Origin of the sequence: Okeania sp. SIO1H4, from assembly GCF_010672695.1 — a bacterium.
GTDB lineage: Bacteria > Cyanobacteriota > Cyanobacteriia > Cyanobacteriales > Microcoleaceae > Okeania > Okeania hirsuta.
Genome location: NZ_JAAHGB010000011.1, coordinates 22560 through 36799 on the forward strand (window position 1 = coordinate 22560; position 14240 = coordinate 36799).

Consider the following 14240-nt stretch of genomic DNA (forward strand, 5'->3'; position numbering starts at 1 on the left):
AATTTTATTTATAACTGACCCGTCCGAACATGATATTCTAGCGGTTTTCGCAAAGGTAGACTACAAAGCTTCTACTTTTTGCCTTCTGCCTTTAAGCCAAAATCTCTGTATTCTATATTAATCTTCCTATTGTTGAAGTAAAAATAACATATATTTCAATTACTTAAATACTTTCAAACTTGATTCTTAGGGAGTGAAAAAAAAAGTAGCGATCGCAACCCTCCTACGGATACAAAAAATCATTCATAACTGGCACTAATAATTATTTTAATTACATTAAAATCAAAAAAAATATTATCTAATACTTGATGACATATTTACATTTAGAAAATATTACTAAAAGTTTCGGAAAATTTGTTGCTAACGATAATATTAATATTTCCATTGCAGCAGGTTCTGTCCACGCTATTCTTGGAGAAAATGGTGCAGGAAAAACCACATTAATGAATATATTATCAGGACTATATCAACCAGATTATGGTCAAATTTATCTAGAAGATAAACTAATAAAAATTTCCTCGCCTGGTGTAGCAATAAATTATGGTATTGGCATGATTCATCAGCATTTTATGTTAGTACCAACATTAACAGTTACAGAAAATATTATCTTGGGAAATAGTGGAAAAATTCATCTAAATTTAAGTACAAAATCCGCAGAAATTAACGCTATGGCAAAAGCCTATAATTTAGAAATACCAGTGAATAGTAAAGTAGCAGATTTACCAATAGGTATTCAGCAACGGGTAGAAATTCTCAAGGTACTTTATCGTCAAGCAAAAATTTTAATTTTAGATGAACCTACAGCAGTTTTAACTCCAGCAGAAGTAAATTCTTTGCTGAATATTTTGCGAAAGTTAGCAGCAAATAATCACACAATTATTTTTATTAGTCATAAACTAGAAGAAGTAATGAATATTTGTGATACTGTCACAGTTTTACGTCGGGGAAAAGTGGTAGATACCATCAAAACAGCAGCGATTACTACTCATAAATTAGCTGAAATGATGGTGGGTCGAGAAGTAAATTTAGTTTCTAATAAAATTGCTGCTGAAAAAGGCAAAATTGTTCTAGAAGTGAAAAATATAGAAGTCAAAAATGACCAAGGTTTATCCACAGTGAATAATTTATCTTTTCAATTGCATAGTGGAGAAATTTTAGGAGTAGCAGGAGTCGATGGCAATGGTCAAAGAGAATTAGCCGATGCTATTAATGGTTTGCGTTTTGTGGAGAAAGGAAAGATCGAATTTGTAGATAATTTAAAAGTGGGATATATTCCCGAAGACCGCCAGAAAATGGGGTTAATTATGAGTTTTAGTATTGCTCGGAATTTGATTTTGAAATTGTTTAGATTTTTGCCTTTTTGTCGTTATGGTTTTTTGCAGTCTGGAGTAATAAATAATCATGGGAAAAATGCCATAGAAAAATTTGATATTCGTGCCAGTCATCCGCAGTTAAAAGTCAATCAACTTTCTGGAGGAAACCAACAAAAAATTATTCTGGCGCGGGAACTTTCTGGAAAACCAACATTAATTGTAGCTATGCAACCTACCCGTGGTTTAGATATCGGTGCTACAGAATATGTACAACAAGCTTTACTTGCTCAAAAACAACAAGGGGCAGCTATCTTATATATTTCTACAGAATTAGAAGAAGTCATGGCAATGAGCGATCATATTGCCATTATATATGAAGGTAAGTTTATTGATATTCTAGATGCTGCCACCGCTACAGTCGAAGAGGTAGGTTTATTAATGACATCGGGTAAAAAAACATTGATGCCGTAGGTTGGGTTAAGCGCAAGCGCAACCCAACAAAGACCAATGAACCTATCCCACTAATACCAAGCGCAATAAAAGTTTGCTACATTTTCACATTACAGAGGACTAGGGGAGTGGGTAGGGACGTTACATACAACGTCCGTAAATATACGTCAAAGCCCTAAAAATGGCTAGATCCCTTGGTAATCAAGGAATTATACCTTAATTAGGGCTTGCGTATGGAAAGTCTTTTTGCTCTTTGTAGGAGACAGGAGACAACCCACCCCCAACCCCTCCCCCTCCCAGGAGGGGAGAAATGGATCGGGAGCGAGGAGGTAGAAGTAAGAATTGTCCCTAGATTTTTCTGCCCAACTATGCGCCTAAAATACTAACTTTTTGAGCGTTAATGACTGAAATAGGCGCACTTTTTTCGACCCCAAAAAGGCACTTTTCTTTATATGTCAATGCTTGTAGATTTAATCAGCAAGCCCTAATTAGTATATATTATGAAAAGCAGTGGTTTGGTAAGTATTTATACTCTATAAATATTTCTATATTAACTTTCTCATTCGTCAAATTCTCAGGAAAATATTTATGCTTAATATTTACTTAATTGTTGACTACTACGACTTTCTCCTAAATTCTGACTCTTGACTCCTACATTATCATTTTCTTTGTGGGTTTAATACCCCACCGTCAACGGGGGTGTTCAAAATTACTTGGGGGAGCGTAGACGCGGAGCGGCCCTTCGTTGACTATCCCCATGTAATTTTCCTCCTGTCTCCTGTCTCCTGTCTCCTGTCTCCTTCTTCAAGTACTACAAAATGTAGGTTATGGGCAGAGCCTTGGTATTACTGTACTCTTGTAGACTGAACATTGGCTGTAATATTTGTCTATAAATTTGAGACAATATGTATTTATAAGCTTGTAATGCAGACATCAATAAGCTTACAGCTTATTTGTAGTTAATGTGAGCTGTTTGCGCAGCATGACCTAGGAAAAATCTTGTTTGCGAGCCGTTACAGCTATATATATAATTAAAATAATAATGATTATCATTCTTATAATTATGGTTCTTTAATTCCATGTCCTTACCAAAACAAACCAACATTGCCATCGTAGGTGCGGGACCCCACGCCCTAACTTTGGTAACTCATCTGTTGCAAAAACGGGAAAAGTATCGCCATAAAATAATAGTATTTGACCCCAGTGGCACTTGGATGAGTCAGTGGCGACAGCAGTTTGCAGCTCAAGATATACCCCACTTGCGATCGCCCGTCGTTCACCACCCAGACCCAGACCCCTATTCCCTGCGTCGGTTTGCGGAAAATCGCCCAAACGAACTATTCCCTCCCTACGACTTACCTGGAACAAAAGTATTTCAAGAATTTTCCCAAGACGTAGTTAGTCGCTGGCAGTTAGAAGACAAAGTATACAAAGCATCAGTGACAAACATTGCTCCCATAACCTACCGAGGGAAACCTAACTTTCGAGTTGAACTAGATGATGGTAACTCAACCATAGCTCGTCAAGTAGTCATAGCTAATGGTGGGGGAAAACCGCAACTTCCAGAATGGGCGAAAAAAATTTCTACTCCCTATCCAAACGAAAGTCTTTGTCACTCCCACGAAGTAGACTTGCAAGGTTTGCGACTCAGAGGAGAAAAAGTGCTGATTATCGGTGGGGGATTAACTAGCGGTCACTTAGCATTGGGCGCTTTAAAACGAGGCGCAAATGTAGCCTTGATGTTAAGACGTAAGCTCAAAGAGAAATTATTTGATGCCGACGCTGGTTGGTTAGGTCCAAAATATTTAAAAGGTTTTAGCGCTGAAACTGACTGGCAAAAACGATGGCAGTTAATTCAACAAGCGCGAGATGGCGGCTCCGTGACACCAGAAGTGATGACTCAGTTGCGCCGTTACCAACACCAAGACGAGTTATCTATTTTTGAGGAATGTCAGGTAGTGGGTGCTGAGTTTGTCGGCGATCGCTGGCAGGTAAAATGTGATGATGGAATGATGTGGGAGGGCGATCGTATCTGGTTAGCAACAGGTACAAAACTTGATGTCACACAACAACCTATCTTAAAAGAAGTCTTGCATACTCACCCAGTGAAAATAGTGAACGGGTTGCCAGTATTAGATGAATATTTGTGCTGGTCTGGTTGTAAACTATTTATTATGGGTGGGTTAGCTGCTTTGCAAGTAGGACCTGTCGCCAGAAACCTATCGGGGGCAAGGATGGCAAGTAGCCGTATCGTATCAGCATTGAAAAATTGAGCTATGGAAGAAAAATGTCAGGAGTTGGTAAATTAGTGTATGATATTAGTCTTAATTACTTAGGAGTCAGGAGTCAGGAGTCAGGAGTCAGGAGGGAAGAAAGAAGAAGAAAGAATAGTAGAAGCAGAAAGTTTTTTGGTCGCGTAAAGGTCATGGAGTTCTATAACGCTCTTATCCGTTAGCGCAGCTCCCCTAGAAGGGGAAAATGATATCATACCTCAAATTACCAACGCCAAATGTCAAAACCTATAATTACTGTAGTAGCTGGTCTACCGGGAGTCGGCAAAACAAATTTTATTCGGGAACAAATGCCGAAAGATAGTCCTGCTGTCTATTTTAGCCCCGGTACTGGCAATGTTCCCATTGACCACACTTGCCTGGCTACGGATTTTCCCAATCTCAAAATTATTACTGATGCTCAACAGTCAAAACTCATAGAATATCTTGCTAATGGTACAGTTGCTTTCATCGAATTAGGCTTTTATTTAGAGTTAGATGCAATGTCATCATTCCTCGATAAAATTCCTAGCAGTCGTATTGCCATTATCCCACCAGGAATAGAAAATAGCGAATGGCATCAGTGGGCAAACCAAACTGTTGAAGGATTTGCTATTGAGAGTAATATTAATAATTGTCAATTTTGGCGATCGCCCACCCAGGGTCAAGTCATCGATCCGGCAAGTTTAGATGTTTTTTGGTATGAAGAATTAACTGCTGGAGCTTATGGTCAAATTATGCGTGCTAAAGCAATTTTTGATATTGCTGACGGACGTGCTTTGTACTTTGATTTTGTACTAGGAAAAGAGACTGAAGAACGAGAATTAAATTTACCAAGGTGGCTAGAAGGTAGACCAGAACGTTTTAGTGGAATTGAAGTTTTTGGTCATAACTTAAATCAAAAAGCTTTGGCAGAAACTTTACAAGATTGTTGTTTACCCGATGCAGCAATTTTAGCTGATCAACAACAAGTAAAAGAAACATTAGGAATTACCGAATAATGAATAATGAATAATTAAATAATTCGCGCCTTGAAGACTCCCCTTTTAAAGGGAAAAAAGCGGTCGATATTCGGAGATCCCCGTAGGGTGGGATTTATGGGTTTCCTATAATGAATAATGAATAATGAATAATTAAATAATTCGCGCCTTGAAGCCTTTCCTTTTAAAGGGAAAAAAGCGGTCGATATTCGGAGCTTCCTGTAGGGTAGGATGGATGGGTTTCCTAACCATATCCAATCGACCAAGAAAAGAAATATGATTTCTTTATATTTAATCAATAACGGTTTTAGCCAGAAGTAATTATCCATTATACCAATTTGAAAAAAGAATGTTACAAATAGTTCCAAACTTTAGATGTCGAATAATTTGCTGAAATTACTGAAGCATCAAAGTTTTGAGCTATAAAATCTTACTTTTGACTGTCTTGAGTGCGTCTTACATTCTGAGGGGACCTCAGAATTACGCACTCGATGCATGACTTTTGACTTTTGAATTCCGTGAAACGATATTATCCATTATCCATTAATGAAAGAGGAATAATTAGTATGAAAATCGCAGTTATGTCTTGCATTCATGGCAACTACGAAGCTTTAAATGCTGTATTAATAGATATAGAAAAACAGAAAGCAGAGAAAATTTTCTGTGTGGGAGATTTGGTTGGTTATGGTCCCCATCCTAACGCGGTTGTCGAGCAAATTCGCAGTTTAGATATTCCCACAGTTTTAGGTTGTTGGGATGAAGATATTGTGGAGGGATTAAATTCTTGTGAATGTAGTTATCCTTCTTTATTAGCAGAGAAACGTGGTCAGTTAGCCCATGAATGGACTAATAAAGAAATTCATCCAGAAACGCGAGAATATTTAGCATCTTTACCTCATACTTTGAAAGAAGAAAATATGTGTTTTGTTCATGGTAGTCCTCATAGTAACCATGAATATTTATTGCCAGATTTAGATGGATTTTTAGCAGTTGAAAGAGTCTTAAGTAGTGGTGCTGATGTATTGTTTTGCGGTCATACTCATGTGCCTTATGTTCGGACTCTTGATGCTGGTCAATTATTAGTTAAAGTTAGTAGTTTGGGGAGGGAAAATTTAGAGTCAAACAGTTGTATTGCTCCTATGAAAAAAATTGTTAATGTTGGTTCTGTCGGAGAACCTCGTCATGGTAGACCGAATGCTACTTATGTTATTTATGAAAATGAAACAGGAGAAGTAAATATTCGAGAGATTCCTTATAATTATCAACTTACTTGTGAAGCTATAATTAATAAGGGATTGCCAGAAATTTTTGCTTGGCGTTTGGCAAGAGGTTTAGAGTTTGCTGAAAGAGCTGATGACCCTACTCATATTTGTGAAAGATAAGTAATAATTAATAATTAATAATTGAATAATTCTGGTTTAAAGCCTCCCATTTTAAGGGAAAAAAAGCGGTCGTTTGGGCTCTTAGCCGAAAACGTCATATCCAATTGACCAACAGAAGAAATAATATTTCCTTATATTCAATCAATAACTGTTTTAACCAGAGGTAATTATTAATTATCCATTATTAATTATCAATTTAATCTCACTTTATCTATAGCATTTCCCATAAAGATAAGGTACATTTACGATCCCCCTAAATCCTCCTTAAAAAGGGGGGAGCCTTCAAAGTCCCCCTTTTTAAGGGGGGCAGGGGGGGATCTAAAAGTTTGCCTCATAACTGTGGAAATTGTTGTAACCTAAAAAAAAGCAAAAAATCATATGAATTATTGGGCAATTTTAACTGGAATCCAAGGAAATATCACAGCTTATGAAGCGGTACTTACTGATATAAAAAAACAGAAATATCCTGTAGAAGCTTTATATATTTTAGGAGATTTAGTCGGGCTAAATAGAGATTGCAAAAAATTAGTAGAGCGAGTACGTTATCCCAAAACAAACGAACTTATACCCCAAGTCTGTATGGGATGGTGGGAAGAACAATGTTTGATTTTACATGGATTAACTACCACAGCTGAACCGACAGAATTAATAGCAGAATATGGTATGGATACTGTGAAAAAATTATGGGATAATGTGGATAGAGAAACAGTAGAATGGTTGAGAAATTTACCCTTTGGTTTCTCTGAACTTGACTGTTTATTAATTCACGGCAGCACTGTGGGGGTAAGGGATAAATTAACTCCTGATACTCCACCGATACAAATGTTAGATAGATTAATGCGTTTTGGCGTTAATAATTTATTTTGTGGTCGCTCTGGTTTAGCTTTTCAATATCAGTTGGAAAATGGTTCGGTGAGTAGTGGAGTGACAAAGTTGGGAGCTGAAGTAGGTACTATTGAGACAACATCATCTACTCAAACTTTGACAACACTCCGTCAGGTTATAGGAGTCGGTAATGTGGGAAGTGTGCCGGGAAATGCGACTTATACTCTTTATAATCCTGGTACTAATCAAGTGAAATTTAGAACAGTTAGCGAGGCATATTCTTAACGAAGTCAGAAGTCAGAAGTCAGAAGCGGTCGTTTGCGGAGCATTCCGAAGGATGGGATGGCGAGGTCTCCCGCTCTTAACAGAGCCGCTCCGAAGTTCGCCATATCCAATCGACCAAGAGAGTCAGAAGTGATTTTTGTAATGGGGATTTGAGCCCCGCTCTAAAAATATTTCGCCTTAAAAGGCGGGGTTTTAGACCCATATTATTTTGATAATCTTGCTCTTACCTCAGAGAATATTCCTTATGTCAAGCTTCTTGCTTTCCTACGGAATGCTGCGCAAACAGCTAGAGGTACTGATAACTGATAACTGAAATGACCACTTCCTCACCAAGATTTTTTGTTAGAAAGCTAGCTTTTTTTTTATATAATGATTATTATTATCATAAAGTATCTATTCGAGATTGTCTTCTTGTGAACAAAACTAACGACCGTTTTGAAGTTGTAATTGTGGGGGCTGGGGCTGCGGGAATTGGCTGTGGCGTAGTCTTAAAAGATTTAGGAATTGAAAATTTTGTCATTTTAGAACGACATCAAATCGGGGCTTCTTTTAGCCGTTGGCCAGAAGAAATGGGGTTCATTACTCCGTCGTTTCCCAGTCATGGTTTTGGATTGCTGGATCTCAACGCAGTAGTTTTAAATACTTCTCCTGCCCTCAGTTTCAGAAAGGAACATCTTTCAGGGAAAGAATATGCCCTATATTTGGAGACTGTGGCAGAGCATTTTCAACTACCTATAAAAACTGAGACAAATGTGAAAACTCTTGCAGCTTTACCTCAAGGCCAAGGCTTTGTCTTGGAAACTTCTAAAGGCGAGTTGCGCTCACAGTTTGTGATTTGGGCAGCAGGAGAGTTTCAATATCCAAATCTTAATCCTTTTCCAGGGGCAGAATTGTGTATTCATAATTCCCAAATAAATTCTTGGAGAGAGCTTGAGGGGGACGAATTTGTAGTTGTCGGAGGCTATGAAAGCGGTGTAGATGCAGCATCAAATTTGGCAGCATTAGGGAAAAAAGTAAAGTTAATCGATCGCCAGAGTAGCTGGTCAAACTTAGACTCAGATCCTAGTGTTTCTCTGTCTCCTTATAGTCTAAAACGTTTAGAAATAGCTTATTCTATGGGTCGGGTAGAACTAATTGGAGACAAGCAGATTGAAGCAGTCAAAGCAGTAAAAAAAGGATATGTGGTGGAGAGCGAGTACGAAGAGTGGTTTAGTTCTACACGGCCAATTCTCTGTACGGGGTTTAATAGCAGTTTAGAACAAATCGCACCTCTATTTGACTGGACAAATGGCTATGCAGCTCTGACTCAAGAAGATGAGTCTACCCTAACTCCAGGATTATTTGTCGTCGGTCCTTCAGTGCGTCACGGCAATCTAATTTTTTGTTTCATTTATAAATTTCGGCAGCGATTTGCTGTGGTAGCAAATGCGCTTGCTCAACGTCTGGGAATCGATCCTACGACCTTGGAAGAATATCGCCGACAAGGTTTGTTCTTAGATGACCTTTCTTGCTGTAATGACGATTGTGTTTGTTGAACAATAAGATTTATGGTGTTGGAGAATGCGTAATGTTTAAGTGGGAACTGGTAAAGTTTTAAATCTCAAGTAATGTACAAGTAAACGAATCGAATACTTCAACATTTTTAGAGATTTAGAGTAACAGAGAGTTTTTCGATATTTACATGGTGAACTACCAGATGCGAAAGGGACGCGGGACTATTATACTAACGGCAAGCGTTAAAACTTTGTGACAAGAAAGGATGACGGCGATCGCTTAGGGAGCGATCGCGGCTAAAGTCCATACCTACCACGCAGCCGATTCTCAAACTCGGGTTAATATTATGAATCTACCAATGGCCCATAGGGAAGCGGAGAATAGCTCGGATCGCTAGTGGGTTCATACCAGTAGTTCATATGACCTTCAATGAACTCGACGCGGGAGATGAAACCATTGCCATCAACATCAATGCTGTCGAAAGCTTGATCGGCACGGTCGGTATCCTCTCCCCCAGAGTATATTGCTAGATACTTTCGGTATTCTTCACGGGATATCTTTCCAGAGCCATCTGTATCTACGAAATCAAAGAACACTTCGTTCTTTCGTCTACCCGCTTCACGCGACGATTGCATCAACGAGACCGCCTTTGCAGCATTGGCTAGGAACTTTTCGTAACCGATCTCGGTTTCAGCATCTACCTCACTGCCTCCAGCAACAAAGTTATCAAACAGGGAGCGAAACACTGCACGAATTTCTTCGTCTTTCGACCGATCGTTTTGATTTTGTACCAACCGCTCCGCAATCTCTTCATATTCAGAGCGCGACAAAAAACCATTTTGGTTAGTGTCCATGACCTTGAAGTAGGTTTTCATCTTGGCAACCCAAAAATTAGATGACAACAAATCTTCTAGAGACATTCTTCCTAATTCCACAATTAACTTCTGGCAATTTTAGCGTTTTCAACCATTGGTGTCAAGTTAAGGAAAGAGAAGTCATATCATGTCCGGTAGCATCGGTATTGTATAGCAAAGGGAAGGAAGAAGGAAGAGGGAAGAAGGAAGAGGGAAGAGGGAAGAGTAAAGAAAAGGGAAGAAGGCTACCCTCGCAAGAAAAAAATCTAAATTTCCTGTAGATATTTACCCTTGGGTTTACACAAACGATACCAACGGACATGATATCAATGGAAATAGGACGAAGTGGACATATCAGACGCTAAATCCGCACTAACTAAATATCCTTGAGGGCGAAACCAACACCGATACAAAGAATCCGCCCATTGACCGGAAGATCGGCAAGAACCAGGCGGGTCAAGAAATGAAGTGTGTCCCGCAATGGGGGGGGAGTTTAGCAAATCTTTCGTCATAAGTAGCGGCGCGTTCTTCGTCGAAGACAACAGCTTGTTCTTGATTTTCCATGAGAGAATAAATAACTTTGTTATTTGTATTTTACAATGATTATTATTACCATATAGTGTTGATTCAAGAATGAATATTTTTACGCCGTCAAAATTAGAGCGCGATTGTATTGTGGTCATTGGGAAAGAGAGTACCGGCAAGTCCCAACTGATTGCATCTCTTACAGGAGAGACTCCCTATAGTGCCAATTTTCGCGGTTCTACAGTGACTTGTGACACTTATCAATCTGAAGCCTATACCTTTATTGATACCCCTGGAATTCTCTATCATTCCGATAGTGTAACTACTAAGAAAGCTTTAAGACAGCTACAAGAAAATGACACCGTGCTATTGATAGTCAAGGCAACCGACGTTGATCGAGATTTAGCAGATCTACTGCCTTTAGTAGCAGATAAACGGGGCATTCTGGTAATTACTTTCTGGGATAAGGTATTACCCACGGTTCATACTCAACAAGTGGTTCGGCAATGGACGGAAACTTCTAACCTGAGCATTGTCACTGTAGATGCTCGCCACCTGAGAATAAAACAAAAAGACTATATTTTGGCTTCTCTGCAAGAACCTAATCCTTTTCCCGCGCAATGGATTCCTACAAGAGCTGGCTGGTATATTCAACCCCAACCAACGCTGTTAGAACATCCTCGACTAGGCTGGTTATTGGCGATCGCTCTATTACTTATTCCTGCGATTATTGCTGTCTGGGGTGCTAACTCTTTTGCGACTTTAGCAGATCCTATAGTCCAAAGTGCGATTGCTCCCACTATTAAATCTTTATCCCAACTCCCAATCTGGTTAAGAGAAATACTCATAGGACAGTATGGACTGATAACTATGAGTCCGTTGCTGTTTATTTGGGCGATGCCCACAGTAATTCTCTATGCCCTATTCTTGGGCGCATATAAAGCTAGTGGGTTAATAGAACGAATTACTATTGCTCTCAATCCTTTACTCCGTCCGTTTGGGTTATCGGGACGGGATTTAGTGCGAGTAATTATGGGTATGGGGTGTAATGTTCCTGCGGTGATTAGTACCCGTGCTTGTTCTAGTTGTTCTAGAGGAACTTGTATTTCGGCGATCGCTTTTGGTTCGGCTTGTTCTTATCAGTTTGGCGCAACTTTAGGGGTGTTTAGTGCGGCTTCGTTACCTTACTTGATAATTCCTTACCTGCTGTATCTAACCGCAACTACCTTGATATATACTTACATGATTTCTTCCCCTACAGCTAAATCGAATCAGAATCCCCTAGTAATCGAAGGAAGAGCATTTTTAGAATTTCCTCGTTGGTTAGTAATTTGGCGCGAAGCTAAGTCAACTATCGATCAATTTTTGTTCAATGCAATTCCCATCTTTTTAGTTATTACTGTTATTGCTTCTGTGTTGAATTGGTTAGGAGCGATCGCAGCTTTAGCCAATATTATTAATCCTTTGATGGGATGGTTTAATTTACCGCCAGAAGCCTCATTGCCTATTATTTTAGCCTCTATTCGCAAAGATGGACTGCTATTATTTGCCGAACCAGAAACCTTGGCTATGTTAACTCCATTGCAGGTTTTAACTGGGGTGTATCTAGCAGGAGTATTGCTACCTTGTTTAGTTACTCTGTTAACTATTGCGCGAGAACAGTCTCTTCGATTTGCCTTATTGCTGTTAAGTAGACAGGCGATCGCTGCGATTGTTTTTTCTCTATTGCTTGCTTGGGGAGGATTATTAATTAGCTAAAGGTCAAAGAAAACATTTAGCCCAAAAGCCCTTTATGGTAATGGCCCTAACCAGACACAATTGTAAATTTATAGCGCTACTCATTAAGGTTAAGACATTTCTAAATCCTGTTTTGCTGCGCAACATAAAAAGCGGAGCTTTTCCCTATACGAAAAACCCTTTGACAGTTTACTATTTCCTATTCCCTATTCCCTATTCCCGATTCAAGTAGTGCTATACTTTAGAGCTTTATTAGCCTCCCCTTTCAAGGGGAAAAAAAATAAATTTTTTCCTTGAGCGTCAATCCTCTCCCTCAAAGGGAGAGGTAATTATCAATTATCAATTAATCAACTTATCCATCTCATAAATGGTTTTCAAGAATTAAAATAAGGCCGCTCCAGCTTCGGCAACGGCATGGTCTTGCTCTCCAGACCCCCCACTAACTCCAATTGCTCCCACTACTTGTCCCTCACTGTAAAGGGGGATTCCCCCAGCAAAAATCATGATTTTGCCATTGTTAGAGGCATGAATCCCAAAAAATTGTCCTCCTGATTGACTCTGTTCGGCTAAATCTTTAGTGGCCAGATCGAACGCCCGCGAAGTATACGCTTTTTTAATGGAGATATCGATACTTCCGATCCAAGCTCCATCCATTCGTACATGGGCTACGAGATTTCCTCCCCCATCCACTACTGCTATATTCATTGGTTGACCAATTTCGAGTGCTTTTTTTTCGGCGGCACTAATTACTCTTCTGGCATCTTCTAATGTAACCATTAATCCCTCCATTGGATTTTACTTTAGATGTCTGTTAATTTAGCTGATTGGGTTAACATATATTCAGACTTTAAGTACACTAGCAAATTACAGGCTATTAGACAATACCATTTTATTATCTCTAAGTTTCAGTCAATCTCGCCATTAATTGAGGCAAATTTCTGTGTTAGCTAGGTTTAGTTTTTCTTTTACTAATGCGTCGCCAAAATCCTTTGACTACCTTAAATTGATCGATCGCGTGTAAGATAATAAATGCTAAAAAAGTATAAGCTAACCAAAAATGTATATTTCGACCTAAGTCTACTAAGTCACTATTCTGGGGAAATAAATCAGGTAAGGTGAGACCAAAAAAGCGGACATTATTGCTTTTAAAGGAGTTAGAAAAAAAGAAACCACTAATAGGAACAGCCCACATAAAGATATAAAGAGAAGTATGCAGGGCTACTTTTTGCATCCATTTAGAAGTATACTTGGGCAATCGCTTAGTATATTTCTTCCACCACACTTGTAATAGAGTTAAAATTCGCCAAGTTAATAAAGCCATTGCCAATACTCCTAGAGATTTATGGAAATCATAAAGTAAGTTTCTTCCAAAGGCTTCTCTAGGCAAACGCGACATAAAAGAACCAACTACAAATATAATAATGTAACAATTAAACATCCACCAATGGATTGACATTAAATTTTGGTAAGCAGAATTTTTTCTCGGTTTGTTTGTTTTTGAAGCTTGAGCCATGATTTTCCCGCAAGTTATTTTACAGTGATACTATTGATTAAATTTTAACATTTAATTAAGATTGTAAATTTTTTATAGAACCAACCCAAATGGGTTCTATGGTTCTATAAAATTTGGTGAAACGTAGGGAGATGGTGGATAATGGGGCTATTTTTATACTTTTTTTCCCTATTCTATTTCCTGCTAACTTCTGACTTATTAATCCTGACTCCTGACTCGTAAAACTCACTTTTGTAAAGATACACTTAGGGGTTCTATAAGAACTTTGTGGTCATTATTACTTGAGAAGTTTTATGACAGCGATAACTTTTGACAAAAATCAATTAGATAAGTAAAAAAATAATCATTTTAAAATTTTTCCAGTGATCGCTAATACTGGCCAATTAGTAGTAATAGAGCGATCGCCAGATCATTTCTAAGTTTCAGTCAATCTCGGTATCAATTGAGCCAAATTTCTATCTTAGCTAAGTTTAATTTTTCTTTGCACTCTGAAAATATCAGATATGGTAATGTTTATTTAGTTTATGTTAGAAAAATAAATGCAAAGTCATGCACACAACAGCAATTGATTTTATACAGCGTTTTACAGGAAAGGATTTAAGCAATCGAAAT

Annotated in this window: 12 protein-coding genes and 1 pseudogene; 9 read left to right on the plus strand and 4 right to left on the minus strand. The window is 38.5% G+C overall.

Translation table 11 applies throughout. The features are described from left to right. Window positions 1-308: 308 nt before the first annotated feature. The 7 genes from F6K06_RS10990 to F6K06_RS11020 all read left to right on the plus strand — a co-directional run bounded on the left by F6K06_RS10990 (window position 309) and on the right by F6K06_RS11020 (window position 9040). Window positions 309-1784 carry an ABC transporter ATP-binding protein gene (locus F6K06_RS10990; RefSeq protein WP_287240785.1) on the plus strand — a complete coding sequence of 492 codons (1476 nt, stop codon included), beginning with the start codon at window positions 309-311 and terminating at the stop codon, window positions 1782-1784. A 1058-nt stretch (window positions 1785-2842) separates the two neighbouring features. Next, entirely contained in the window at window positions 2843-4036 is a 1194-nt protein-coding gene (locus F6K06_RS10995; protein ID WP_124147655.1) for an FAD/NAD(P)-binding protein, read from the plus strand. A gap of 14 nt (window positions 4037-4050) precedes the next feature. Beyond that, the gene (locus F6K06_RS11000; protein ID WP_161564745.1) at window positions 4051-4218 is read left to right on the plus strand and encodes a hypothetical protein; all 168 of its coding nucleotides are present in this window, start codon (window positions 4051-4053) and stop codon (window positions 4216-4218) included. A 54-nt stretch (window positions 4219-4272) separates the two neighbouring features. Continuing rightward, window positions 4273-5034 (plus strand): GTP-binding protein, encoded by a 762-nt coding sequence (locus F6K06_RS11005; RefSeq protein WP_124147654.1) that lies wholly within the window; start codon window positions 4273-4275, stop codon window positions 5032-5034. Between the two features lie 545 nt (window positions 5035-5579). Continuing rightward, on the plus strand, window positions 5580-6395 hold the full coding sequence (locus tag F6K06_RS11010; protein ID WP_287240789.1) for a metallophosphoesterase: 816 nt from the start codon (window positions 5580-5582) through the stop codon (window positions 6393-6395). Between the two features lie 378 nt (window positions 6396-6773). Further along, on the plus strand, window positions 6774-7505 hold the full coding sequence (locus F6K06_RS11015) for a metallophosphoesterase (RefSeq protein ID WP_124147652.1): 732 nt from the start codon (window positions 6774-6776) through the stop codon (window positions 7503-7505). 314 nt (window positions 7506-7819) lie between these two features. Continuing rightward, window positions 7820-9040: an NAD(P)/FAD-dependent oxidoreductase gene (locus tag F6K06_RS11020; RefSeq protein ID WP_205127565.1), complete on the plus strand. Its 1221-nt coding sequence runs from the start codon at window positions 7820-7822 to the stop codon at window positions 9038-9040. A 36-nt stretch (window positions 9041-9076) separates the two neighbouring features. Here the strand turns inward: F6K06_RS11020 and F6K06_RS11025 are convergent. Together F6K06_RS11025 and F6K06_RS11030 are read right to left on the minus strand one after the other, a co-directional pair. Then, a pseudogene (locus F6K06_RS11025) lies at window positions 9077-9181 on the minus strand (IS1 family transposase); the annotation flags it as partial. 162 nt (window positions 9182-9343) lie between these two features. Further along, complete coding sequence (locus F6K06_RS11030; RefSeq protein ID WP_124147651.1) at window positions 9344-9919, minus strand: EF-hand domain-containing protein; 576 nt, start codon at window positions 9917-9919, stop codon at window positions 9344-9346. Between F6K06_RS11030 and F6K06_RS11035 the strand changes: the two genes are divergently transcribed. Both F6K06_RS11035 and F6K06_RS11040 read left to right on the plus strand, forming a co-directional pair. Next, window positions 9895-10134, plus strand: coding sequence for a hypothetical protein (locus F6K06_RS11035; protein ID WP_287308829.1), 240 nt, complete (start codon window positions 9895-9897; stop codon window positions 10132-10134). The genes F6K06_RS11030 and F6K06_RS11035 overlap by 25 nt on opposite strands. 352 nt (window positions 10135-10486) lie before the next feature. After that, the gene (locus F6K06_RS11040) at window positions 10487-12136 is read left to right on the plus strand and encodes a nucleoside recognition domain-containing protein (RefSeq protein WP_287240791.1); all 1650 of its coding nucleotides are present in this window, start codon (window positions 10487-10489) and stop codon (window positions 12134-12136) included. A 360-nt stretch (window positions 12137-12496) separates the two neighbouring features. On the opposite strand, the gene F6K06_RS11045 is transcribed toward F6K06_RS11040, so the two are convergent. Then, window positions 12497-12892, minus strand: coding sequence for a heme-binding protein (locus tag F6K06_RS11045; protein WP_094673747.1), 396 nt, complete (start codon window positions 12890-12892; stop codon window positions 12497-12499). 166 nt (window positions 12893-13058) lie between these two features. Continuing rightward, complete coding sequence (locus F6K06_RS11050; RefSeq protein ID WP_287240795.1) at window positions 13059-13628, minus strand: cytochrome b; 570 nt, start codon at window positions 13626-13628, stop codon at window positions 13059-13061. Window positions 13629-14240: the final 612 nt, after the last annotated feature.